This is a genomic window from Streptomyces sp. NPDC028308 (assembly GCF_055565855.1).
Genome location: NZ_JBVHTO010000007.1, coordinates 172,656 through 195,088, shown reverse-complemented (window position 1 = coordinate 195,088; position 22,433 = coordinate 172,656). Strand labels below are relative to the sequence as shown.

Here is a 22,433-nt window from a genome sequence, read left to right as displayed (position 1 = left end):
GACTGAGGCGCTCGCAGCGAAGCGTCACGCCGACTCGCTTCGCGGCACCATTACGCAGGGAGTTACGACCGTGGCAAGTGGCAACGCGATCCGAGGAAGCCGGGTCGGGGCGGGGCCGATGGGCGAGGCCGAGCGCGGCGAGTCCGCGCCGCGGCTGCGCGTCTCCTTCTGGTGCTCCAACGGGCACGAGACGCAGCCGAGCTTCGCCAGCGACGCGCAGGTCCCCGACACCTGGGACTGCCCGCGCTGCGGCTTTCCGGCCGGACAGGACCAGGACAACCCGCCGGACCCGCCGCGCACCGAGCCGTACAAGACGCACCTCGCGTACGTACGGGAGCGGCGCAGCGACGCGGACGGCGAGGCGATCCTCGCCGAGGCGCTCGCCAAACTGCGGGGCGAGATCTAGGAGTTGACAGCCGGCCGGACACCGAGGGGTGCCTGGCCGGACGCGTCTGGTACGGCCGTCCCGCCCGCTCCACGGCCGGTTGTCAGTGGTGCCCTCTACGGTTCTTGCATCAGTGGAAGCCGCGGGGGGCCCGATGACGACGACCGATGTGCCAGAGGCGCGTGCGCCCGCGTGGCGTGGCGGGTTCGGCCGGCTGTGGAGTGCCGCCGTCCTCTCCAGCTTCGGTGACGCCCTGCGGACGGCGGCCCTGCCGCTGCTGGCCGCGACGCTGACCCGCGAGCCCCTCCTCGTCGCGTCCGTCACCGCCTGCGGCTACGTCCCCTGGATCGTCTTCGGACTGCTCGGCGGAGCCGTCGCCGACCGGGTGGACCAGCGGCGCGCGATGTGGACCGTCGACGTGGTGCGGGGTCTGCTGGTGGCGGCCTTCGGCGTGGCCGTCGCCCTGGGACACGCCTCGATCGGCCTGCTGATCGCCCTGGCCCTGGCGCTCACCACCCTCCAGACCCTCTTCGACAACGCGTCCACGGCGCTGCTCCCCGCCCTCGTCGAGCGTGAGGCTCTCGGCAGTGCGAACGCGCGGCTTATGACCGGCCAGCGCGTCGCCGGCGGTCTCCTCGCCGGCCCCCTCGTCCCCGCGCTGATCGTCGCCGGAGCCGCCGTCCCCTTCCTCGCGGACGCCGTGACCTACCTCGTGGCCGCCGCGCTCGTCGCCTCCCTGCGCGGCGCGCCCGCCGAGCGCCCCCCGAGACCCGCGGGCAGCACCCTGCGCGGCGAGATCTCGGCCGGGCTGCGCGTCCTCGCGCGGGACCGGGCGCTGCGCGGACTGTGCGCGGCCACCGCCCTGTGCAACATCGGCATGGGCGCCCTCATCGCCACCCTGGTGCTCCTCGTGACCGGCTGGCTCGACGCGGGGAACGCCGGATACGCGGCGGCGATGACCGCCTACACGCTCGGCAGCCTGGCCGGGGGAGCCGCCAACCGGCGCGTCGTGGCCCGGCTCGGCCGGATGCGTGCCGTGCTGCTCGCCGGGGCCGTGCAGACCGGTGCGCTCCTCGCCATGGGCTCGATACGCAGCCTCGCCGCGCTGACCGTGAGCATGGGTGTCTTCGGGCTCATGGGCATGGTGTGGAACGTCAACACCACGACCCTGATGCAGCAGCGCAGCCCCGCCGGCGCACTCGGCCGCGTCAGCTCGGCGTTCCGGACGCTCGCGGTCGCCGGAGCGCCTGTCGGGGCCCTGCTGGGAGGCGCCGTCGCGACGGCCCTGGGGCTCCACGCCCCGGCGCTGCTGGCCGCCGTGTTCTTCGCCCTCGCCGTCACCGCCCTGACACCCGCGCGCAAGCGGGACGTATCTGTTGTCAACCCGCACGCCCGCTCCACGACAGCTCACGTCGAGCCCTGATCAATTAGGTTGGGACCGGCAGCGGGGCAAGGTACGCAGCAGCACACGCAGGAAAGAGGCGGAAGTCCGAGATGAACGCAGAAAGCCGTACCAGGCTCACCCAGACACCCGAGTGGACCGCTCTGGCCAAGCACCGTGAGGAGGTCGGCGAGACCCGTCTGCGGGACCTGTTCGCCGCCGACCCCGGGCGCGGCTCCCGGTACACCCTCGAAGTCGGTGACCTGCACGTCGACTACTCCAAGCACCGGGTCACCGACGAGACCCTGCGCCTGCTGCGCGAGCTGGCCTCGGCCACCGGCGTCTTCGGCCTGCGGGACGCCATGTTCCGCGGCGACAAGATCAACGTCACCGAGGACCGGGCCGTGCTGCACACCGCGCTGCGCGCCCCGCGCGACGCCGTGATCGAGGTCGACGGGGAGAACGTCGTGCCCGCCGTGCACGCCGTGCTCGACCGGATGAGCGCCTTCGCCGACAAGGTCCGCTCGGGTGAGTGGACCGGGCACACCGGCAAGCGCATCAAGAACGTCGTCAACGTCGGCATCGGCGGCTCCGACCTCGGTCCGGCGATGGCCTACGAGGCGCTGCGCTCCTTCACCGACCGGGGCCTCACGGTCCGCTTCGTGTCGAACGTGGACGGCGCCGACCTGCACGAGGCCGTCCACGACCTGGACCCGGCGGAGACGTTGTTCGTCATCGCCTCGAAGACCTTCACCACGATCGAGACGATCACCAACGCGACCTCGGCCCGCGACTGGCTGCTCACCGGGCTGGGCGCCGGTCAGGACGCCGTGGCGAAGCACTTCGTGGCGCTGTCGACGAACGCCGGAAAGGTGGCGGACTTCGGCATCGACACGGCCAACATGTTCGAGTTCTGGGACTGGGTCGGCGGCCGCTACTCCTTCGACTCCGCGATCGGCCTGTCCCTGATGATCGCGATCGGCCCCGACCGCTTCCGCGAGCTGCTCGACGGCTTCCACCTCGTCGACGAGCACTTCCGCACGGCGCCCGCCGAGTCCAACGTCCCGCTGCTGCTGGGCCTGTTGGGTGTCTGGTACGGGAACTTCTTCGACGCCCAGTCGCACGCGGTGCTGCCGTACTCGCACTACCTGTCCAGGTTCACCGCGTACCTCCAGCAGCTCGACATGGAGTCCAACGGCAAGTCGGTGGACCGCGAGGGACGCCCCGTGGAGTGGCAGACCGGCCCGGTCGTCTGGGGCACCCCCGGCACCAACGGCCAGCACGCCTACTACCAACTCATCCACCAGGGCACCAAGTTGATCCCGGCCGACTTCATCGGTTTCGCCGAGCCGGTCGCCGGTCTGCAGCCGGCCCTGGTCGCCCAGCACGACCTGCTGATGGCGAATTTCTTCGCCCAGACGCAGGCGCTGGCCTTTGGCAAGACGCCGGACGAGGTGCGCGGCGAAGGGGTGCCCGAGGAGCTGGTCCCGCACAAGACCTTCCGGGGCAACCACCCGACGACGACGATTCTGGCCCGCGAGCTGACCCCGTCCGTGCTGGGCCAGCTGATCGCGCTGTACGAGCACAAGGTGTTCGTCCAGGGCGCGATCTGGAACATCGACTCCTTCGACCAGTGGGGCGTCGAGCTCGGCAAGGTCCTCGCCAAGCGCGTCGAACCCGCGCTGACCGAGGGCGCCGACGTGCCAGGGCTGGACGAGTCGACGAAGGCCCTGGTCGCCAAGTACCGCCAGCTGCGCGGCCGTTAGGGCCTGTCCGGCGGATCATGCCGGAGACGCGGGGTCTGGCACGCCCGTCTGCGGCGTTGTCGTCGGTTGCCGACTCCCCCACTCTCGGCTCCACTCGAGCGGGGGGACCCCCATCGCGTCGACGTCCTCCTCCGCCTTGCAGCCGAACGCACCAGACCCCGCTCACCTGGGCTGCAAGGCACTGCCGATTTCCTCCGGCTTGATCCGCCGGACAGGCCCCAGGCCTCCGGCGCGGGGGAGGCGGGTGTGATCGCCCGCCTCCCGTAGACTCGCCGCCGGTCGGATCGACGAGGGCTCGGGGGAGCAAGTGACCGGTTCACGAAGAGGATGGCTGAGCGGCCCGCTGTCGGCGAGGTCGGTCCTGCAGCCGAAGGCCGTGGCGCGGGCCCTGTTCCACCCGGCGTGGATCCCGGCGCCGGCCGACCCGTCCGTGGAGCGGCTCAAGCGCGTGCGGGTGGTCGCCGGGGCGGTCGCCGCGTTCGGGGTCTACACGTTCGTGCAGGGCAGGTTCGAGTTCAGGGAGATCCTGGAGAACATGCTGACGGCGGCCCTCGTGCTGCTGGTCATCACGCCCCTGACGGTCGGCGTGATGCTGTTCGTCTGGCGCCGCACCGGACGCCTCCGCGAGCTGCGCGGGTCGCTCTTCGACTCGCTCAAGCTGCTGCTGCTCTTCATCGGCACGATCGTGGTCACGGTACTGCTGTGGCAGCTGTCGATGTCGCTCGGCGGCAGCCTGCTGATGATGGTCCCCGGGCTGACCGCGATGTGGCTCACCGGCCTCGTCGCGTACGGAGCCGTGCAGGTGTCCGGGAACTTCTTCGGTTCCGCCGGTGTGCACCGCTGCCTGCCGGCGTTGCTCGCCACTGTGACCTCATGGCTCATGGCCATCCCGGACCTGGTCACCGGCGACCTGCACGGGCTCAGCCTCACCATGGGGATCGTCTTCATCCTGGGGGCACCCCTGACGGTGACCGCCATCTCGGCGCTGGAACTGCACCGGCTGCGGCGGCGGCACGGCATCCGGCTGCGGGCGCACCCGGCCACGCTGCCCCGGCCGGTTCCGCCCGCCCCGCCGTACGGGCATCTGCCGCCGCAGCCCGGCCCGTTCGCGCCGAACCCGGCGTTCACGTTCCACCAGGGCGGCCCCTACGCGCCGGGGCCGGGCAACCCGTACCCCCAGCCTCCGCAGCACCCCTACCCCCAGGGACCCGCCAACCCGTACGGCCGGCCCCGGAGCTGAGGCGGGCCCAGCGCCCGGACGGCGGCCACGACGCCGAACGCCGGGCGAGCCTTTCGGCCCGTCCGGCGTTCGAGTGGATTTACGGTGGCGACCCGGAGGCCGGGCCGCCCGTGCCCTACGGCGAGGCGGGCGGGTACAGCGAGCGCGGCAGCTGCGAGGCCGCCGCGGAGTCCAGCAGCCACAGGGTGCGGGCCCGTCCGTAGGCCCCCGCAGCGGGTGCCTGCACCTCGCCCGCGCCCGAGAGGGCGATGGCCGCGGCCTCCGCCTTGTCCTCGCCGGCCGCCAGCAGCCACACCTCCCGCGCGGAGCGGATCGCGGGCAGCGTGAGCGAGACGCGCGTCGGCGGGGGCTTCGGCGCCCCGTGCACGCCGACGACCATGCGTTCCGTCTCCCGGACCGCCGGCAGCTCCGGGAACAGCGAGGCCACGTGGGTGTCCGGGCCGACGCCCAGCATGAGGACGTCGAACGTCGGTACGGAGCCGTGGTTCTCGGGCCCCGCCGCCTTCGCCAGCTCGGCCGCGTAGCCCTCGGCCGCCGCGTCCGCGTCGGCGCCGTACGGGCCGTCGGACGCCGGCATCGCGTGCACCCGGACGGGGTCCAGCGGAACCGCGTCCAGCAGCGCCTCGCGCGCCTGGGTGACGTTGCGCTCCGGGTCGCCCTCGGGCAGGAACCGCTCGTCACCCCACCACAGGTCGAGCCGGGACCAGTCGACGGCGTCCCGGGCGGGCTCGGCGGCCAGCGCGGCGAGGAGGCCGTTGCCGTTGCGTCCCCCGGTGAGCACGACCGAGGCGTAGCCGCGCGAGGCCTGCGCGTCCACGATCTTCGTGACCAGCCGGGCCGCGGCGGCCTTGGCCATCAGCTCCTTGTCGTGGTGGACGACGAGCTGCGGTGTGTTCACTTGGCGGCCGCCTTCTTGGCCGGTGCCTTCGCGGCCTGCTTGGCGGGCGCCTTGGCCGTGCGCCGCGCCGGAGCCTTGGCGGCGGTCTTGACCGCACCCTCCTCCGCGTCGTCGGCCGGGGCCCCGGCGGCACCGGCGTTCAGCCGGTCCACGCCGTACCGCAGCGCCGACGCGTAGGTGTCGTCCGGGTCGAGCCGGCGCAGCTCCTCCGCGATCAGCTCGGCCGTCTCGCGGCGCTTGAGCGCCACCGCGCGGTCGGGCTGGCCCTGGATGGACAGCGTCGCCAGCGAGCCGTCGGCGCGGTCCAGGACGATCGGGCCGCAGTCGGTGGCCATCCGGACGGCGGTGAGGCCGGGGCCGGCGGACACCGAGCGCTTCACCGGGACGGCGAGCCGGTCCGCGAGCCACATGGCGAGCAGCTCGCAGCTCGGGTTGAACTCCTCGCCCTCCACCTCGACCGCGTCGACCTCGCACGCGACCTGGTCGAGCGCGGCGGCCAGCATGGAACGCCAGGGCGTGATCCGGGTCCACGACAGGTCCGTGTCGCCGGGGGAGTAGGCGTCGGCGCGGGCCGAGAGCTCCCGTACCGGCTGCTCGCAGGCGTAGGTGTCGGTGACCCGGCGCTGGGCGAGGGCGCCCAGCGGGTCGTTGGCGGGGTCGCTCGGCGCGTTCACCGGCCACCACGCCACGACCGGGGCGTCCGGAAGCAGCAGCGGCAGCACGACCGACTGGGCGTGGTCCACGACCTCGCCGTACAGCCGCAGGACGACCGTCTCGCCGGTGCCCGCCTCCACACCGAGGCGCACCTCGGCGTCCAGGCGGGACTTCGTGCGGTCGCGGGGTGAGCGGGAGACGCGCTTGATGACCACGAGGGTGCGCGAGGGGTGCTCGCGCGAGGCGTCGTTCGCGGCCCTCAGGGCGTCGTAGGCGTTCTCCTCGTCGGTGACGATGACGAGGGTGAGCACCATGCCGACGGCCGGCGTGCCGATCGCGCGACGGCCCTGCACGAGCGCCTTGTTGATCTTGCTGGACGTGGTGTCCGTGAGATCTGTCTTCATGGCCGCCGCCAGCTCCGTCCGTCTCGTTCCAGCATCTGGTCCGCCTCGACGGGGCCCCAGGTGCCGGCCGGGTACTGCGCGGGCTTGCCGTGCCTGTCCCAGTACTCCTCGATCGGGTCGAGGATCTTCCAGGACAGCTCGACCTCCTCCGTGCGCGGGAAGAGGTTGGAGTCGCCGAGCAGGACGTCGAGGATCAGCCGTTCGTACGCCTCCGGGCTGGACTCCGTGAACGACTCGCCGTACGCGAAGTCCATCGACACGTCCCGGATCTCCATGGAGGTGCCGGGGACCTTGGACCCGAAGCGGACCGTGATGCCCTCGTCGGGCTGGACGCGGATGACGATCGCGTTCGAGCCGAGCTCCTCCGTCGCCGTGTGGTCGAAGGGGGAGTGCGGGGCGCGCTGGAAGACGACCGCGATCTCGGTGACACGGCGGCCGAGCCGCTTGCCCGTACGCAGGTAGAAGGGGACGCCCGCCCAGCGGCGGTTGTCGATCTCCAGCTTGACGGCCGCGTAGGTGTCGGTCTTCGACTTCGCGTCGATACCGTCCTCCTGGAGGTAGCCGACGACCTTCTCGCCGCCCTGCCACCCCGCCGCGTACTGCCCGCGGACCGTGTTCCTGCCCAGGTCCTTCGGCAGCCTGGCCGCGCCGAGCACCTTGGTCTTCTCGGCGGCGAGCGCGTCCGCGTCGAAGGAGGCGGGCTCCTCCATCGCGGTCAGGGCCATCAGCTGGAGCAGGTGGTTCTGGATGACGTCACGGGCGGCGCCGATGCCGTCGTAGTAGCCGGCCCGGCCGCCGATGCCGATGTCCTCGGCCATCGTGATCTGGATGTGGTCGACGTACGACCGGTTCCAGATCGGCTCGAACATCTGGTTGGCGAAGCGCAGCGCCAGGATGTTCTGGACGGTCTCCTTGCCCAGGTAGTGGTCGATGCGGAAGACCTGGTCCGGGGCGAAGACCTCGTGGACGATTCGGTTGAGCTCCTCAGCCGACTTCAGGTCGTGTCCGAAGGGCTTCTCGATGACCGCGCGGCGCCAGGAGCCGCCCTGCTGGTCGGCCAGCCCGTGCTTCTTGAGCTGCTGCACGACCTTGGGGAAGAACTTCGGCGGTACGGAGAGGTAGAAGGCGAAGTTGCCGCCCGTGCCCTGCGCCTTGTCGAGGTCCTCGATCGTCGCCTTGAGCTGCTCGAAGGCGTCGTCGTCGTCGAAGTCGCCCTGGACGAAGCGCATCCCCTGGATGAGCTGCTGCCAGACCTCCTCGCGGAACTCGGTGCGCGCGTGCTCCTTGACGGCGTCGTGGACCTCCTGGGCGAAGTCCTCGTCCTGCCACTCCCGCCGGGCGAAGCCGACGAGCGAGAAGCCCGGTGGCAGCAGTCCGCGGTTGGCGAGGTCGTACACGGCGGGCATCAGCTTTTTACGTGACAAATCGCCCGTGACGCCGAAGATGACCAGGCCCGACGGCCCCGCGATACGCGGGAGCCGTCGGTCTGCGGGGTCACGCAGCGGATTGCTGCTCGACAAGATTTCAGCCCTCCGAAGGGGCGAGGCGCTGGAGCTCCGCCTCGGTCGACTTGAGCAGGTCGTTCCAGGACGCCTCGAACTTCTGGACGCCCTCGACCTCCAGCAGCTCCACGACCTCGTCGTACGAGATCCCGAGCTTCTCGACCGCGTCGAGGTCGGCACGAGCTTGCTCGTACGTACCCGTGACGGTGTCGCCGGAGATCTCGCCCTCGCTCTCGGTGGCCTCGAGGGTGGCTTCCGGCATGGTGTTCACCGTGTTCGGCGCGACCAGTTCCTCGACGTACATGGTGCTCTTGTACGCCGGGTCCTTGACGCCGGTGGACGCCCACAGCGGACGCTGCTTGTTGGCCTGCGCCTTGTCGAGGGCGGCCCAGCGCTCACCGCTGAACACCTCCTCGTACGCCTGGTAGGCGAGGCGCGCGTTGGCGACGCCGGCCTTGCCGCGGGCGGCCTTGGCCTCGTCGGTGCCCAGCGCGTCGATCCGCTTGTCGATCTCCGTGTCCACGCGGGACACGAAGAAGGACGCCACCGAGTGGATCTTGGAGAGGTCCAGGCCGCGCTCCTTGGCCTTCTCCAGACCGGCAAGGTAGGCGTCCATGACCTTGCGGTAGCGCTCCAGCGAGAAGATCAGCGTCACGTTCACGCTGATGCCGAGGCCGATGACCTCGGTGATCGCCGGGATGCCCGCCTCGGTGGCGGGGATCTTGATGAGCGTGTTCGGGCGGTCCACCAGCCAGGCCAGCTGCTTGGCCTCGGCGACCGTCGCCTTGGTGTCGTGGGCCAGACGCGGGTCGACCTCGATCGAGACCCGGCCGTCCTGACCGCCCGTGGAGTCGAACACCGGGCGCAGGATGTCGGCGGCGTCGCGGACGTCCGCCGTCGTGATCATGCGGATGGCTTCCTCGACCGTGACCCGGCGGGCCGCGAGGTCGGAGACCTGCTGGTCGTAGCCGTCGCCCTGCGAGATGGCCTTCTGGAAGATCGAGGGGTTGGTGGTGACGCCCACGACGTGCTGCTGGTCGATCAGCTCGGCGAGGTTGCCGGACGTGATCCGCTTGCGCGACAGGTCGTCCAGCCAGATCGCGACGCCTGCTTCGGAGAGGCGCTTGAGTGCGTCTGTCATGGAAAATGCATCTCCTACGTGTCGTATGTCAGCGTCAGCGCTGGGCTGCGGCGATCGATTCCCGGGCGACGGAGGCGACGTTCTCGGCAGTGAAGCCGAACTCCTGGAAGAGCACCTTGCCGTCGGCGGAAGCGCCGAAGTGCTCCAGCGAAACAATGCGTCCGGCGTCGCCGACGAACCGGTGCCAGGTGAGACCGATGCCGGCTTCCACCGCCACCCGCGCCCTGACGGACGGCGGCAGGACGCTGTCCCGGTACCCCTGGTCCTGCTCCTCGAACCACTCCACGGACGGCATGGACACGACCCGCGTCGGAATGCCCTCGGCCTGAAGCTGCTCACGTGCCTCGACAGCCACATGCACCTCGGAGCCCGTGCCGATCAGGATGACCTCGGGGGTGCCGCCCTCGGCCTCGAACAGCACGTAACCGCCCTTGGCGGCGTCGTCGTTGGCCTCGTACGTCGGCACGCCCTGGCGGGTCAGCGCGAGACCGTGCGGAGCACCCTTGCCGAACACCTTGGTGTAGCGGCGGAGGATCTCGCGCCAGGCGATCGCGGTCTCGTTGGCGTCGGCGGGGCGGACGACGTTCAGGCCCGGGATGGCGCGCAGCGAGGCGAGGTGCTCGACGGGCTGGTGGGTGGGGCCGTCCTCGCCGAGGCCGATGGAGTCGTGCGTCCACACGTACGTCACCGGCAGGTGCATGAGGGCGGAGAGGCGGACGGCGTTGCGCATGTAGTCGGAGAACACCAGGAAGGTGCCGCCGTAGATGCGGGTGTTGCCGTGCAGCGCGATGCCGTTCATCTCCGCGGCCATGGAGTGCTCGCGGATGCCGAAGTGGATCGTGCGGCCGTACGGGTCGGCGCCGGGCAGCGGGTTGTCGGCCGGCAGGAACGAGGAGTTCTTGTCGATCGTCGTGTTGTTCGAGCCGGCGAGGTCGGCGGAGCCGCCCCACAGCTCGGGGATGACCGCGCCGAGGGCCTGGAGGACCTTGCCGGACGCGGCGCGCGTGGCGACGCCCTTGCCCGCCTCGAAGACCGGGAGCTTCTCCTCCCAGCCGGCCGGCAGCTCGGTCGCGTCGATGCGGTCGAACTCGGCGGCGCGCTCCGGGTTGGCGGTGCGCCACGCGGCGAACGTCTTGTCCCACTCGGCCTTGGCCTCACGGCCGCGGTCGAGCGCGCCGCGGGTGTGGGCGAGGACCTCGTCGGAGACCTCGAAGGACTTCTCCGGGTCGAAGCCGAGGACGCGCTTGGTGGCCGCGACCTCGTCGTCGCCGAGCGCCGAGCCGTGCGCGGCCTCGGTGTTCTGGGCGTTCGGGGCCGGCCAGGCAATGATCGAGCGCATCGCGATGAACGACGGCTTGTCCGTCACGGCCTTGGCGGCCTGGATCGCCGCGAAGAGGGCCTCGGGGTCGAGGTCGCCGTTCTCCTTGGGCTGCACCCGCTGCACGTGCCAGCCGTACGCCTCGTACCGCTTGACGGTGTCCTCGGAGACGGCCGTCTCGGTGTCGCCCTCGATCGAGATGTGGTTGTCGTCCCACAGCAGGACCAGGTTGCCGAGCTTCTGGTGACCCGCCAGGGAGGACGCCTCGGCGGAGATGCCCTCCTGGAGGCAGCCGTCACCGGCGATCGCGTAGATGAAGTGGTCGAACGGGGAGGTGCCGGGGGCCGCCTCCGGGTCGAACAGACCGCGCTCGTAGCGGGCGGCCATCGCCATGCCCACCGCGTTGGCGACACCCTGGCCGAGCGGGCCGGTCGTGGTCTCGACACCGGTGGTGTGGCCGTACTCGGGGTGGCCGGGCGTCTTGGAGCCCCACGTCCGGAAGGACTGGAGGTCCTCCAGCTCCAGGCCGAAGCCGGCCAGGTACAGCTGGATGTAGAGGGTCAGGGACGAGTGACCCGCGGACAGCACGAAACGGTCGCGTCCGGTCCAGTCGGCGTCCGCCGGGTCGTGCCGCATCACCTTCTGGAAGAGGGTGTAAGCGGCGGGCGCCAGGCTCATCGCCGTACCCGGATGGCCGTTGCCGACCTTCTGTACGGCATCGGCGGCCAGGACGCGGGCGGTGTCGACGGCCCGCTGGTCCAACTCGGTCCACTCGAGGTCTGTGGTGGTCGGCTTGGTGCTCACCCTGAGTCAGGGCTCCTCTCCACATGGTCCACATGTCGAATGCCGGTGGGCTCGGCGCCCACCGGACTTTGTCGAGCCTACCCCCGTAAGTACGTGCGTTTTTTCGACTCATTCCAGACTGCCGGGACTGGACGCGATCCGCCTCCCGACCGGTGTGTTCCCCGTGTGGCAAGTGAATACGGAGCCGCTCATCTGACTGCTCAATCGAGAGGTGCCCGGCTCTTTGTGCGCGGGCCCCCAACACGACCCCACCCCCGCGAAGAGCGGGGTCTGGGCAACGTCTACAGTGGCGTGGTACGCGCGAGCCTTTACCGGGAGTTCACACCCGGGGCTTGCTGGGATGTCTCTGTCAGGGGTGTGCGTGACGGCCGTCGAATCCCGTCCAGCGGGTGGGGGCACCACCCATGCCGTGAAGGCCGTGGGGGAGCTCGGGACGAGCAGCCCGCGGGGCCAGCGGCCGTTCGGGGCCCGTGTCATGGCGTTCGTGGCGCTGACCAAGCCGCGGATCATCGAGCTGCTGCTGATCACCACCGTTCCGGTGATGTTCCTGGCCGAGCAGGGCGTGCCCGACCTGAAGCTGGTGCTCCTCACCTGCCTCGGCGGCTACCTGTCGGCCGGCGGAGCCAACGCGCTCAACATGTACATCGACCGTGACATCGACGCCCTGATGGACCGGACGGCGCAGCGGCCCCTGGTCACCGGCATGGTCAGCCCCCGCGAGTGCCTGGCCTTCGGCCTCTCGCTCGCGGTGGTCTCCACCCTGCTCTTCGGCCTCACGGTCAACTGGCTGTCGGCCTGGCTGTCGCTCGGAGCACTGCTCTTCTACGTGGTCGTCTACACGATGATCCTCAAGCGCCGCACCTCGCAGAACATCGTCTGGGGCGGCATCGCCGGCTGCATGCCGGTCCTCATCGGCTGGTCCTCGGTGACCGACTCGATGTCGTGGGCCCCGGTCGTTCTCTTCCTCGTCATGTTCTTCTGGACGCCGCCGCACTACTGGCCGCTGTCGATGAAGGTGCGCGAGGACTACGCGCGCGTGGGCGTGCCGATGCTGCCGGTCATCGCCTCCAACAAGGTGGTCGCCCGCCAGATCGTCCTCTACAGCTGGGTGATGGTCGCCGTCTCGCTGCTGCTGACCCCGCTCGGCTACACCGGGTGGTTCTACACCTCGGTCGCGCTGGTGGCCGGCGGCTGGTGGCTGTGGGAGGCGCACGGGCTGCAGAACCGCGCCCGGTCCGAGGCGACGGGCGGCAAGCTCAAGGAGATGCGGCTGTTCCACTGGTCGATCACCTACGTCTCGCTGCTCTTCGTGGCGGTCGCGGTGGACCCCTTCCTGCGCTAGACGCGCTCGGACACTCCCGACGGGCGGGGTGCGTGGCCAAAGCCACGCACCCCGCCCGTCGCCGTTTGATCTACCCGTCGGTAGCATCCTGGCCATGGCAGACACCGAGCAGGTTGACGAGAGCACCGGCGCCAAGCAGGACGCCAAGGCCGAGCGCAGGGCCGCCCGGCTCGCCAAGGAGATCGCCGCCTTCGCCAAGGCGCACGGCGGCACCGAGGGCCACGTCGAGTACCTCGGGCAGCGCGGAGCCCGGATCGTGCTCGTCGGCGCCGACGGCGGCTGGGGCGACGTGGTGGCCCCCACCCACGCGATCGCCGAGCAGGCCGTGAAGAAGGCGGGCATCACCGTCCACGAGGAGTTCGACGGCGAGTTCGCCGCCAAGGTCGAAACGGGCCCCTACGAGTGGAAGCGCATGGCAGGCCTACAACTGGGCAACCCCACCAGCTGAGCAAGCCCCGCAAGGGGCGCGGGGAACGGCGCGCCCAGCCCCTACGCACCCGCACCCAAGGTCCCGGGCGCAGCCCCGTAAGGGGCGCGGGGAACGGCGCGCGCAACCCCCACCCACCCGCACCCAAGGTCCCGGGCGCAGCCCCGTAAGGGGCGCGGGGAACGGCGCGCGCAACCCCCACCCACCCGCACCCGAAGTCCCGGGCGCAGCCCCGCAAGGGGCGCGGGGAACGGCGCGCCCAACCCCCACCCACCCGCACCCGAAGAGCCAGACGCACCCCGTAAGGGGGCGCAAGGAACGGCGCCCCCCGCCGGGAACACGCCCCTCCGCCCCCCGGCGGAAACCCCGGCGCACCCCCAAGAACAGGTGACAAAGCGGAGCGCCTTCGCACGGGGTGTGCGCCAGCAACACCTGAACCCGCCTCACCCGTTAGGACCTGAGTAAGCACGGTCCACACACGGGAGCCCGGATGATCGAAACGCCGTCCCTCGTGGACCAGTACTGCCACGGAGTGCTCCGCACGGAGCTGGGCCTCGGCACCTTCGAGGCCCATCTCTCCCGCACCGAGGGCCCCGCCGCCCCCGGCACCACCTTCTTCGACACGCAGACTGGTTTCGCGGTACGCCGCTGGTGCCCGCCCCTGCTCGGCCTCGAACCGCACTGTCCGCCGGCGCACTACCTCGCCCGGCGCCGCGAACTGGGCGTCCTGGAGTCGGGCCGCAGGCTCCTGCGGGGCAGCGGCATCACGACGTACCTCGTCGACACCGGACTGCCCGGCGACCTCACGGGTCCCGGCGAGATGGCCTCGGCGGGGGCGGCCGATGCCCACGAGGTGGTCCGGCTGGAGCTGCTCGCCGAGCAGGTCGCCGACACCTCAGGCACCGTCGAGTCGTTCCTCGCCAACCTCGCGGAGTCCGTGCACGGCGCGGCCTCGAACGCCGTCGCCTTCACCTCCGTGGCCGGCATGCGGCACGGCCTCGCGCTGGCACCGGAGCCACCGGGACCGGGGGAGGTGCGGGGTGCGGCGGGCCGCTGGCTGGCCGGGCGGCGCGTGGGCGGCGAGCTGAGCGACCCGGTCCTGCTGCGGCACCTGCTGTGGATCGCCGTGGCCTCGGGACTGCCGCTCCAGCTCCACGCGGGCGTGGGCGAGCCCGGCCTGCGCATCGACCGCACCGACCCGGCCCTGCTCACCGACTTCGCCCGCGCCACCGCCGGGCTCGGCACCGACCTCGTACTGCTGCACGGCTACCCGTACCACCGTCACGCGGCCCATCTCGCCGGCGTCTATCCGCACGTGTACGCCGACCTCGGTGCCGCGCTGGTGCGCACCGGGGCACGGGCGGCCGCGGTGCTCGCGGAGATCCTGGAGCTCGCGCCCTTCGGCAAGCTGCTCTTCTCCAGCGGCGCCCACGGCCTGCCCGAACTCCACGTGGTGGGCGCCCGCCTGTTCCGCGAGGCGCTCGCGCGGGTGCTCGGCACCTGGGTGGCCGAGGGGGCCTGGTCGCTCGCGGACGCGCAGCGGGTGGCCGGCCTCATCGCGGCGGGCAACGCCCGGCGGGTGTACGCCCTGGAGTGAGCGTCCCGGCGGTGCGGGAGCGTGCGTCCCGCGGGCGCGGGACGCGGCTCACGCGCGCGTGAGTGCCGATTCCGCCGAGGGACCGGGGACGTCCGCCACGGCGTCGGGCCGCTCGCGCAGCGCCAGCAGCACGCGCAGGACGCCGATCCACACCAGGCAGGAGCCCAGCATGTGCAGGCCGACCAGCGCCTCGGGGAGGTCCGTGAAGTACTGGACGTAGCCGATGACGCCCTGTCCGAGGAGGATCAGGAACAGGTCGCGGGTGCGGTCCAGCGGGCCCCTGGGGGCGTCGACGGCCTTGAGGACGAACCACAGTGCGAACGTCAGCGTCACCACGATCCAGGCCAGCACGGCGTGCAGCTTGGTCACGGTCTCCCAGTCCAGCGGCATGCGGTCGACGTCGCTGGAGTCCCCCGCGTGCGGACCCGCGCCGGTGACGACGGTGCCGACCGCGATCAGCAGCACGGACGCGGCGACCAGGAACCACACGAGCTGCTGCACGGCCTTGCCGACCAGCGGGCGCGGCTCGGCGTCGCCCTCCCGGGTGCGCTGCCACATCACCGTGGCGACCGCGATCAGTGCCGTGGAGAGAAGGAAGTGAGCGGCGACCGTGTACGGGTTCAGGCCGACCAGGACGACGATCCCGCCGAGGATCGCGTTGCCCATGACCACCCAGAACTGCGCCCAGCCGAGCCGGGTGAGTCCGCGCCGCCACGGCTTCTGCGAGCGGGCCGCGATGATCGCCCAGCCGACCGCGGCGCACAGCACGTAGGTCAGCATCCGGTTGCCGAACTCGATGACGCCGTGGAGGCCCATCGCGCTGGTGGTGGTCAGCGAGTCGTCCGTGCACTTGGGCCAGGTCGGGCAGCCGAGCCCGGAGCCGGTCAGCCGCACGGCGCCGCCGGTGACCACGATGACCACCGCCATGACGAGGGCGGCGAGGGCCGCCCGCCGCACCGTCCGGGGCGTGGGGGTCCAGTGTTCGGCGATGAAGGCGAGCGGACTGCGCGCGGCGAGGGCCACGTCGGCTCGGGTCACGTTTGGCACGTGCACCATCGTAGGCGGAGGCTTGTGCACGCCTTCACGAGGGGGAGGTCTCTACTCCCACCGGAAGAATCGGGCAGCCGCGCCGAGCCCCACGACCGCCCAGACGGCGAGGATCCCCAGGTCCCCCCACGGCATCCCGGCGCCGTGCTGGAGCACGTCCCGCAGACCGTCCGACAGGGCGGAGATCGGCAGCAGCCCGAGCACGTCCTGCGCCCCGGAGGGGAACTTGTCGAGCGGGACGACGACGCCGCCGCCGACCAGCAGCAGCAGGAAGACGAGGTTGGCGGCGGCCAGCGTTGCCTCCGCCTTCAGCGTGCCGGCCATCAGCAGCCCGAGCCCGGAGAAGGCGGCGGTGCCGAGGACGAGCAGGAGCAGCACGGCCAGCGGGTTGCCGTGCGGGGACCAGCCGAGCGCCAGCGCGATCGCGGTCAGCAGGATCACCTGGAGGATCTCGGTGACCAGCACGGACGCCGTCTTCGCGGTCATCAGCGCCCAGCGCGGCAGCGGGGAGGCGGCGAGCCGCTTCAGGACCCCGTAGCGGCGCTCGAAGCCCGTCGCGATGGCCTGCCCGGTGAACGCGGTCGACATCACCGCCAGCGCGAGGATGCCCGGCGCGAGGAAGTCGACGGCCTCGCCCTTGCCCGTGTCGACGATGTCCACCGTGCTGAACAGGACGAGCAGCAGCGTCGGGATGACGACCGTGAGGAGGAGCTGCTCGCCGTTGCGCAGCAGCATCTTCGTCTCCAGGGCCGCCTGCGCGCCGATCATCCGGGGGAGCGGCGCGGCTCCCGGCCGCGGGGAGTACGTACCGGCGGCGCTCATCCGCGCAGCTCCTTGCCCGTGAGTTCCAGGAAGACGTCTTCGAGGGTGTGGCGTTCGACGGAGATCTTCTCCGGCATCACCCCGTGCTGCGCGCACCAGGAGGTGACCGTCGCCAGCAGCTGCGGATCGACCTTGCCGCCCACCCGGTACGCGCCCGGCGTCAGCTCGGCCGCCGTCGAGTCCGCCGGGAGGGCCTTGAGCAGGGACCCCACGTCGAGTCCGGGGCGGCCGCTGAAGCGCAGGGTGTTCTCGGCGCCGCCGCGGCACAGCTCGTCGGGCGAGCCCTGCGCGATGACCCGGCCGGCGTCGATGATCGCGACGTCGTCGGCGAGTTCCTCGGCCTCGTCCATGTGGTGCGTGGTGAGGATGACGGAGACGCCGTCCGCGCGCAGATCGCGGACGAGGTCCCAGGTCGCGCGGCGGGCCTGCGGGTCGAGGCCCGCGGTGGGCTCGTCGAGGAAGACCAGCTCGGGGCGGCCGACGACGGCCATGGCGAGCGCGAGCCGCTGCTGCTGGCCGCCGGACAGCCGGCGGTACGTCGTCCGGCCGCAGCCGCCCAGTCCGAGCCGCTCGATCAGCGCGTCCACGTCCAGCGGGTGCGCGTGCAGCCGGGCCACGTGGCGGAGCATCTCCTCGGCGCGCGCGCCCGAGTACACACCGCCGGACTGGAGCATCACCCCGATCCGCGGACGCAGCCGGGCGGAGTCCCGGACCGGGTCGAGCCCCAGGACGCGCACGCTGCCGGAATCCGGCTTGCGGTACCCCTCGCAGGTCTCGACGGTGGTGGTCTTGCCCGCGCCGTTGGGTCCGAGGACGGCGGTGATGCCCGCCCCGGCCACCAGGTCGAGGCCGTCCACCGCGGTCTTCTTGCCGTACCGCTTCACCAGGGACTGGACCTGGACGACGGGCTCGCTTCGCATGAGGCGCAAGTCTAGGGACGCGACCGGGTGCCGCGGCGGGCGGGGGCCACGACCCCGGGGGCCCCGGACGTTCCCGCGCGGCCCCGCGACGGCTCCCCGGTGATCCACTCCTCGCGCGGGCGGTGCAGCGCCAGCCACCGCTGCGCGTACGCCACGGCGGCGGCCACCGGGAACAGCCGGGTCTCGGCGGCGCCCACCCGGCCGCGTACGACCGTGCGGTCCCGCTCGAAGTCGGCGCCCAGTTCGTCGAAGCGCTCCGAGCTGACCGACACCTCGGTCACCACCTCCCAGCGCGCCTCCCCGTCGGGCCCGGTCACCGGCCGCCCCACCTCGGCCAGGGGCGAGGGAATGCGGTACTCGGCCAGGTGGAAGGCGGTGCACGCGTCGTATCCGGCGCCGAGCAGCAGGACCCGGGCGTCCATGGCCTCCAGGCGGGCCAGCGGGCTGCGCTCGCCGAGGCGGCAGTCCGGGGCGTGCCCCTCGATCACCTGCGCCGCGCGCGGCCCCACGGCGGCGAACGAGGTCTGCGGGTGCGCGCTGCGCAGCGCGCCGGGCCAGGTGCGCACGGTCTCCGGGATCACGCCGACCCCCCGGCTGGGCGTCACGCGCGGGTCGTACGGGGGCATCGTCGCCCGGATGGCGGCCCACCACTCCTCGGGGACCGGCGGGTTCGCCCAGAGCGCGGGGTCGGACAAGTCACCCGTCTGGGTGGGGACCACCAGGGTTCCCTCCGGACCGAGCGCGTCCAGCAGTCCCAGAACGACGGCCGGGGCCCCGCCGCAGACCCAGCCGAGCGAGCCGAGGGAGGAGTGCGCGAGGAGGGTCTCGCCGGGGCGGACACCGAGCGCTCGCAGCTGCTCGGCGACGTCGGCGCGGGTGACGAGTGGGCCGGTCGGAGGCGGTATGGGCACGCCCGGCAGTCTGGTGGACCGCCTCCGGGATTACCACCGTATTGATCGATCAAAGATCGTTTCCGCAGGTCATATTAGGTATACCTAAGTGATGCAGCGCACCGTCCACCCCGAGGGGGGCGGGTTGTCAGGCTCAAAGGAATTACGCAACAATGGCGTTGTGAAAAAGGTTGGCGAGGCTCCGCAGGAGGAACTCGCGACCGGTGAGCGGTCCACCCGCAACCGGGTCGCGCGCTCCATCCTGGACCACGGCCCGTCCACCGTGGCCGATCTCGCCGGGCGGCTCGGACTCACGCAGGCCGCCGTCCGCCGCCACCTCGACGCACTCGTCGCCGACACCGTCGTCGAAGCCCGCGAGCAGCGCGTCTACGGCGCACGCACGCGCGGACGCCCCGCGAAGGTCTTCGCCCTCACCGACTGCGGCCGGGACGCCTTCGACCAGTCCTACGACAAGCTCGCCGCGGACGCGCTCCGCTGGATCGCCGAGCGCGAGGGCGGTGACGAGGCGATCGTCGCCTTCGCCCGCGCCAGGATCGCCGCACAGGCCGGGGCGTACCGCGAAGCCATCGAGGCCGCGACCCCCGAGGAGCGCACCGAAGCGCTGGCCAGGGCCCTGAGTGCGGACGGGTACGCTGCTACGGCGCGCAGCGCACCGGTCGGCGAGCAGCTCTGCCAGCACCACTGCCCGGTCGCCCACGTCGCCGAGCAGTTCCCGCAGCTGTGCGAGGCGGAGACCGAGATCTTCTCCCAGCTGCTCGGTACGCATGTGCAGCGGCTGGCCACCATCGCCCACGGCGACGGTGTGTGCACCACCTTCATCCCCAAGATTTCCCAGACCACTGACAACGCATCTGCAAGCACGGCCGGGAGGAACCCCGCATGACTCTCCCCACGGAGACTGCTCACCCCGAACTCGAGGGTCTGGGCAAGTACGAATACGGCTGGGCCGACTCCGACACGGCCGGCGCCTCTGCGAAGCGCGGCATCAACGAGGACGTCGTCCGCGACATCTCGTCGAAGAAGAACGAGCCGGAGTGGATGACCAAGCTCCGTCTCAAGGGCCTGCGCCTGTTCGAGAAGAAGCCCATGCCGAACTGGGGCTCGGACCTGTCGGGCATCGACTTCGACAACATCAAGTACTTCGTGCGCTCCACGGAGAAGCAGGCGGAGTCCTGGGAGGACCTGCCCGAGGACATCAAGAACACGTACGACAAGCTCGGCATCCCCGAGGCGGAGAAGCAGCGCCTCGTCGCCGGTGTCGCGGCCCAGTACGAGTCCGAGGTCGTCTACCACCAGATCCGCGAGGACCTGGAGGAGCAGGGCGTCATCTTCCTGGACACCGACACGGCCCTGAAGGAGCACCCGGAGCTCTTCAAGGAGTACTTCGGCACCGTCATCCCGGTCGGTGACAACAAGTTCGCCTCGCTGAACACCGCCGTGTGGTCCGGCGGCTCGTTCATCTACGTCCCCAAGGGCGTGCACGTCGAGATCCCGCTCCAGGCCTACTTCCGTATCAACACGGAGAACATGGGCCAGTTCGAGCGGACGCTGATCATCGTCGACGAGGACGCCTACGTCCACTACGTCGAGGGCTGCACGGCGCCGATCTACAAGTCGGACTCCCTGCACTCCGCGGTGGTCGAGATCATCGTGAAGAAGGGCGCCCGCTGCCGTTACACGACCATCCAGAACTGGTCGAACAACGTCTACAACCTGGTCACCAAGCGCGCCGTGGCGTACGAGGGCGCGACCATGGAGTGGATCGACGGCAACATCGGCTCCAAGGTCACCATGAAGTACCCGGCCGTCTACCTGATGGGCGAGCACGCCAAGGGCGAGACCCTCTCCATCGCCTTCGCGGGCGAGGGCCAGCACCAGGACGCCGGCTCCAAGATGGTCCACATGGCGCCGAACACGTCGTCCAACATCGTCTCCAAGTCCGTGGCGCGCGGCGGCGGCCGCACCTCCTACCGCGGTCTCGTCGAGATCGGTGAGGGTGCCCACGGCTCGAAGTCCAACGTGCTGTGCGACGCGCTGCTCGTCGACACGATCTCCCGCTCCGACACGTACCCCTACGTGGACGTCCGCGAGGACGACGTGTCCATGGGCCACGAGGCGACCGTCTCCAAGGTCTCCGAGGACCAGCTCTTCTACCTGATGAGCCGCGGTCTCTCCGAGTTCGAGGCGATGGCCATGATCGTGCGCGGCTTCGTCGAGCCGATCGCGAAGGAACTCCCCATGGAGTACGCCCTCGAACTCAACCGGCTGATCGAGCTGCAGATGGAAGGCGCGGTCGGCTGAGACCCGTCCTGACAGCAGCGGCAATTTTCTGACGTAGGAAAGAGAGCAGACCGACAGCCATGGCTGAGGCTACGAATATCCCGGTGGGGTCCACCACCGCCGGCCAGATCGCGGTGGCCGCCGAGTCGACCGTCGCCACGCGCATGAGCGCGCCCCCCTCCTTCGACGTGCAGGACTTCCCGGTCCCGCACGGCCGCGAGGAGGAGTGGCGGTTCACCCCGCTGGAGCGCCTGCGCGGACTGCACGACGGCACCGCGGTCGCCACCGGCGAGGGCGTGAAGGTCGACGTCCAGGCCCCCGAGGGCGTCATCGTCGAGGCGGTCGGCCGTGACGACGCCCGCCTCGGCCGGGCCGGCACCCCGGTGGACCGTGTCGCCGCCCAGGCCTACTCGGCGTTCGAGAAGGCCGGTGTCGTCACCGTCCCCAAGGAGACGGTGCTCACCGAGCCGATCCGCATCGCCGTGCACGGCCAGGGCGGTGTCGCCTACGGCCACCAGGTCATCGAGCTGGGAGCCTTCGCCGAGGCCGTCGTCGTCATCGACCACACCGGTGACGCCGTACTGGCCGCCAACGTCGAGTACGTCCTCGGCGACGGCGCCAAGCTGACCGTCGTCTCCGTCCAGGACTGGGACGACAAGGCCGTCCACGTGGCCCAGCACAACGCGCTGATCGGCCGGGACGCCACCCTGAAGTCGTTCGTCGTCACCTTCGGCGGCGACCTCGTACGGCTGCACCCGCGCGTGGCCTACGCCGGCACCGGCGGCGAGGCCGAGCTGTTCGGCCTGTACTTCACCGACGCCGGCCAGCACCAGGAGCACCGCCTCCTCGTCGACCACAACACCCCGCACTGCAAGTCGAACGTCGCCTACAAGGGCGCGCTCCAGGGCGACGGCGCCCACGCGGTGTGGATCGGTGACGTCCTCATCGAGGCCAAGGCCGAGGGCACCGACACCTACGAGATGAACCGCAACCTGGTTCTGACCGACGGCGCCCGCGTCGACTCCGTGCCGAACCTGGAGATCGAGACCGGCGAGATCGTCGGCGCCGGCCACGCTTCGGCGACCGGCCGCTTCGACGACGAGCAGCTCTTCTACCTGATGGCCCGCGGCATCCCGGCCGACGACGCCCGCCGTCTGGTGGTCCGCGGCTTCTTCGCCGAGCTGGTCCAGCAGATCGGGGTCGCCGACATCCAGGAGCGCCTCCTCGCCCGTATCGACGAGGAGCTGGAGGCGTCGGTCTGATGACTGCTGCGTCCTTCGTACGCGCCTGTGCGCTGAGCGAGCTGGAGGAGGACACCCCCAAACGGGTGGAACTCGACGGCACGCCGGTGTCCGTGGTGCGCACCGAGGGCGAGGTGTTCGCGATCAACGACATCTGCTCGCACGCGAACGTCTCGCTCTCCGAGGGCGAGGTGGAGGACTGCCAGATCGAGTGCTGGCTGCACGGCTCCGCCTTCGACCTCCGCACCGGCAAGCCGTCCGGCCTTCCCGCGACGCGCCCCGTCCCCGTATACCCCGTAAAGATCGAAGGGGACGACGTGCTCGTCTCCCTCTCCCAGGAGTCCTGAGGCACC

20 protein-coding genes are annotated in these 22,433 nt (G+C 71.1%); 11 read left to right on the top strand and 9 right to left on the bottom strand.

Annotated elements, in window-relative coordinates; all coding sequences use genetic code 11:
• Window positions 1–70 precede the first annotated feature (70 nt).
• The 4 genes from ACZ4VA_RS17685 (at window position 71) to ACZ4VA_RS17670 (ending at window position 4,772) form a co-directional block, all read left to right on the top strand.
• Window positions 71–406: an RNA polymerase-binding protein RbpA gene (locus ACZ4VA_RS17685; protein WP_079083975.1), complete on the top strand. Its 336-nt coding sequence runs from the start codon at window positions 71–73 to the stop codon at window positions 404–406.
• Window positions 407–539: 133 nt separating this feature from the next.
• Window positions 540–1,808: an MFS transporter gene (locus ACZ4VA_RS17680; protein WP_468081947.1), complete on the top strand. Its 1,269-nt coding sequence runs from the start codon at window positions 540–542 to the stop codon at window positions 1,806–1,808.
• Between the two features lie 71 nt (window positions 1,809–1,879).
• Window positions 1,880–3,532 (top strand): glucose-6-phosphate isomerase, encoded by a 1,653-nt coding sequence (gene pgi / locus ACZ4VA_RS17675; protein ID WP_356239065.1) that lies wholly within the window; start codon window positions 1,880–1,882, stop codon window positions 3,530–3,532.
• A gap of 307 nt (window positions 3,533–3,839) precedes the next feature.
• Complete coding sequence (locus tag ACZ4VA_RS17670) at window positions 3,840–4,772, top strand: hypothetical protein (RefSeq protein ID WP_356239068.1); 933 nt, start codon at window positions 3,840–3,842, stop codon at window positions 4,770–4,772.
• Between the two features lie 115 nt (window positions 4,773–4,887).
• On the opposite strand, the gene pgl is transcribed toward ACZ4VA_RS17670, so the two are convergent.
• From pgl to tkt, 5 genes are read right to left on the bottom strand one after another with little or no spacing between them, the layout of a single operon-like run.
• The gene (gene pgl / locus ACZ4VA_RS17665; protein ID WP_468081944.1) at window positions 4,888–5,670 is read right to left on the bottom strand and encodes a 6-phosphogluconolactonase; all 783 of its coding nucleotides are present in this window, start codon (window positions 5,668–5,670) and stop codon (window positions 4,888–4,890) included.
• Window positions 5,667–6,728, bottom strand: a complete 1,062-nt coding sequence (opcA, locus tag ACZ4VA_RS17660; RefSeq protein WP_355786238.1) for a glucose-6-phosphate dehydrogenase assembly protein OpcA — start codon at window positions 6,726–6,728, stop codon at window positions 5,667–5,669. The genes pgl and opcA overlap by 4 nt, the downstream gene beginning before the upstream one ends.
• Window positions 6,725–8,251, bottom strand: a complete 1,527-nt coding sequence (gene zwf / locus ACZ4VA_RS17655; RefSeq protein ID WP_355786246.1) for a glucose-6-phosphate dehydrogenase — start codon at window positions 8,249–8,251, stop codon at window positions 6,725–6,727. Before zwf ends, opcA begins: the two co-directional genes overlap by 4 nt.
• A gap of 1 nt (window position 8,252) precedes the next feature.
• Complete coding sequence (gene tal / locus ACZ4VA_RS17650; RefSeq protein ID WP_355786241.1) at window positions 8,253–9,371, bottom strand: transaldolase; 1,119 nt, start codon at window positions 9,369–9,371, stop codon at window positions 8,253–8,255.
• Between the two features lie 34 nt (window positions 9,372–9,405).
• A complete protein-coding gene (gene tkt / locus ACZ4VA_RS17645) occupies window positions 9,406–11,493 on the bottom strand; it encodes a transketolase (RefSeq protein ID WP_356169312.1) in 2,088 nt (695 codons plus the stop codon).
• A 355-nt stretch (window positions 11,494–11,848) separates the two neighbouring features.
• On the opposite strand from tkt, the gene ACZ4VA_RS17640 reads away from it, so the two are divergent.
• The 3 genes from ACZ4VA_RS17640 to ACZ4VA_RS17630 all read left to right on the top strand — a co-directional run bounded on the left by ACZ4VA_RS17640 (window position 11,849) and on the right by ACZ4VA_RS17630 (window position 14,859).
• Complete coding sequence (locus ACZ4VA_RS17640) at window positions 11,849–12,835, top strand: heme o synthase (protein WP_388905468.1); 987 nt, start codon at window positions 11,849–11,851, stop codon at window positions 12,833–12,835.
• A gap of 94 nt (window positions 12,836–12,929) precedes the next feature.
• Window positions 12,930–13,283: a hypothetical protein gene (locus ACZ4VA_RS17635; protein WP_355794364.1), complete on the top strand. Its 354-nt coding sequence runs from the start codon at window positions 12,930–12,932 to the stop codon at window positions 13,281–13,283.
• Window positions 13,284–13,752: 469 nt separating this feature from the next.
• The gene (locus ACZ4VA_RS17630; protein ID WP_356175649.1) at window positions 13,753–14,859 is read left to right on the top strand and encodes an amidohydrolase family protein; all 1,107 of its coding nucleotides are present in this window, start codon (window positions 13,753–13,755) and stop codon (window positions 14,857–14,859) included.
• 48 nt (window positions 14,860–14,907) lie between these two features.
• Here ACZ4VA_RS17630 and ACZ4VA_RS17625 read toward each other — a convergent pair whose 3' ends face one another.
• Genes ACZ4VA_RS17625 through ACZ4VA_RS17610 form a run of 4 tightly spaced genes read right to left on the bottom strand, consistent with a single transcriptional unit; the run spans window position 14,908 to window position 18,559 of the window.
• Window positions 14,908–15,915 (bottom strand): COX15/CtaA family protein, encoded by a 1,008-nt coding sequence (locus ACZ4VA_RS17625; protein WP_468081940.1) that lies wholly within the window; start codon window positions 15,913–15,915, stop codon window positions 14,908–14,910.
• A 42-nt stretch (window positions 15,916–15,957) separates the two neighbouring features.
• Window positions 15,958–16,728 carry an ABC transporter permease gene (locus ACZ4VA_RS17620; RefSeq protein ID WP_355794178.1) on the bottom strand — a complete coding sequence of 257 codons (771 nt, stop codon included), beginning with the start codon at window positions 16,726–16,728 and terminating at the stop codon, window positions 15,958–15,960.
• Complete coding sequence (locus tag ACZ4VA_RS17615; protein WP_468081938.1) at window positions 16,725–17,648, bottom strand: ABC transporter ATP-binding protein; 924 nt, start codon at window positions 17,646–17,648, stop codon at window positions 16,725–16,727. The genes ACZ4VA_RS17620 and ACZ4VA_RS17615 overlap by 4 nt, the downstream gene beginning before the upstream one ends.
• 11 nt (window positions 17,649–17,659) lie before the next feature.
• A complete protein-coding gene (locus ACZ4VA_RS17610; RefSeq protein WP_356239077.1) occupies window positions 17,660–18,559 on the bottom strand; it encodes an AAC(3) family N-acetyltransferase in 900 nt (299 codons plus the stop codon).
• A 160-nt stretch (window positions 18,560–18,719) separates the two neighbouring features.
• Between ACZ4VA_RS17610 and ACZ4VA_RS17605 the strand changes: the two genes are divergently transcribed.
• Genes ACZ4VA_RS17605 through ACZ4VA_RS17590 form a run of 4 tightly spaced genes read left to right on the top strand, consistent with a single transcriptional unit; the run spans window position 18,720 to window position 22,427 of the window.
• A complete protein-coding gene (locus tag ACZ4VA_RS17605) occupies window positions 18,720–19,442 on the top strand; it encodes a helix-turn-helix transcriptional regulator (protein ID WP_355786272.1) in 723 nt (240 codons plus the stop codon).
• Window positions 19,439–20,860, top strand: coding sequence for a Fe-S cluster assembly protein SufB (gene sufB, locus ACZ4VA_RS17600; protein ID WP_355786275.1), 1,422 nt, complete (start codon window positions 19,439–19,441; stop codon window positions 20,858–20,860). Before ACZ4VA_RS17605 ends, sufB begins: the two co-directional genes overlap by 4 nt.
• A gap of 59 nt (window positions 20,861–20,919) precedes the next feature.
• The gene (gene sufD / locus ACZ4VA_RS17595; protein ID WP_356175637.1) at window positions 20,920–22,101 is read left to right on the top strand and encodes a Fe-S cluster assembly protein SufD; all 1,182 of its coding nucleotides are present in this window, start codon (window positions 20,920–20,922) and stop codon (window positions 22,099–22,101) included.
• Window positions 22,101–22,427: a bifunctional 3-phenylpropionate/cinnamic acid dioxygenase ferredoxin subunit gene (locus ACZ4VA_RS17590; protein WP_355790809.1), complete on the top strand. Its 327-nt coding sequence runs from the start codon at window positions 22,101–22,103 to the stop codon at window positions 22,425–22,427. The genes sufD and ACZ4VA_RS17590 overlap by 1 nt, the downstream gene beginning before the upstream one ends.
• Window positions 22,428–22,433: the final 6 nt, after the last annotated feature.

Excerpts from the sequence above, each read along its gene's own strand:
- opcA (WP_355786238.1), bottom strand. The coding sequence starts at position 6,728 with ATGAAGACAGATCTCACGGACACCACGTCCAGCAAGATCAACAAGGCG.
- ACZ4VA_RS17615 (WP_468081938.1), bottom strand. The coding sequence starts at position 17,648 with ATGCGAAGCGAGCCCGTCGTCCAGGTCCAGTCCCTGGTGAAGCGGTAC.
- ACZ4VA_RS17625 (WP_468081940.1), bottom strand. The coding sequence starts at position 15,915 with ATGGTGCACGTGCCAAACGTGACCCGAGCCGACGTGGCCCTCGCCGCG.
- sufD (WP_356175637.1), top strand. The coding sequence starts at position 20,920 with ATGGCTGAGGCTACGAATATCCCGGTGGGGTCCACCACCGCCGGCCAG.
- sufB (WP_355786275.1), top strand. The coding sequence starts at position 19,439 with ATGACTCTCCCCACGGAGACTGCTCACCCCGAACTCGAGGGTCTGGGC.
- pgi (WP_356239065.1), top strand. The coding sequence starts at position 1,880 with ATGAACGCAGAAAGCCGTACCAGGCTCACCCAGACACCCGAGTGGACC.
- ACZ4VA_RS17620 (WP_355794178.1), bottom strand. The coding sequence starts at position 16,728 with ATGAGCGCCGCCGGTACGTACTCCCCGCGGCCGGGAGCCGCGCCGCTC.
- tal (WP_355786241.1), bottom strand. The coding sequence starts at position 9,371 with ATGACAGACGCACTCAAGCGCCTCTCCGAAGCAGGCGTCGCGATCTGG.
- ACZ4VA_RS17680 (WP_468081947.1), top strand. The coding sequence starts at position 540 with ATGACGACGACCGATGTGCCAGAGGCGCGTGCGCCCGCGTGGCGTGGC.
- ACZ4VA_RS17630 (WP_356175649.1), top strand. The coding sequence starts at position 13,753 with ATGATCGAAACGCCGTCCCTCGTGGACCAGTACTGCCACGGAGTGCTC.
- ACZ4VA_RS17590 (WP_355790809.1), top strand. The coding sequence starts at position 22,101 with ATGACTGCTGCGTCCTTCGTACGCGCCTGTGCGCTGAGCGAGCTGGAG.
- ACZ4VA_RS17635 (WP_355794364.1), top strand. The coding sequence starts at position 12,930 with ATGGCAGACACCGAGCAGGTTGACGAGAGCACCGGCGCCAAGCAGGAC.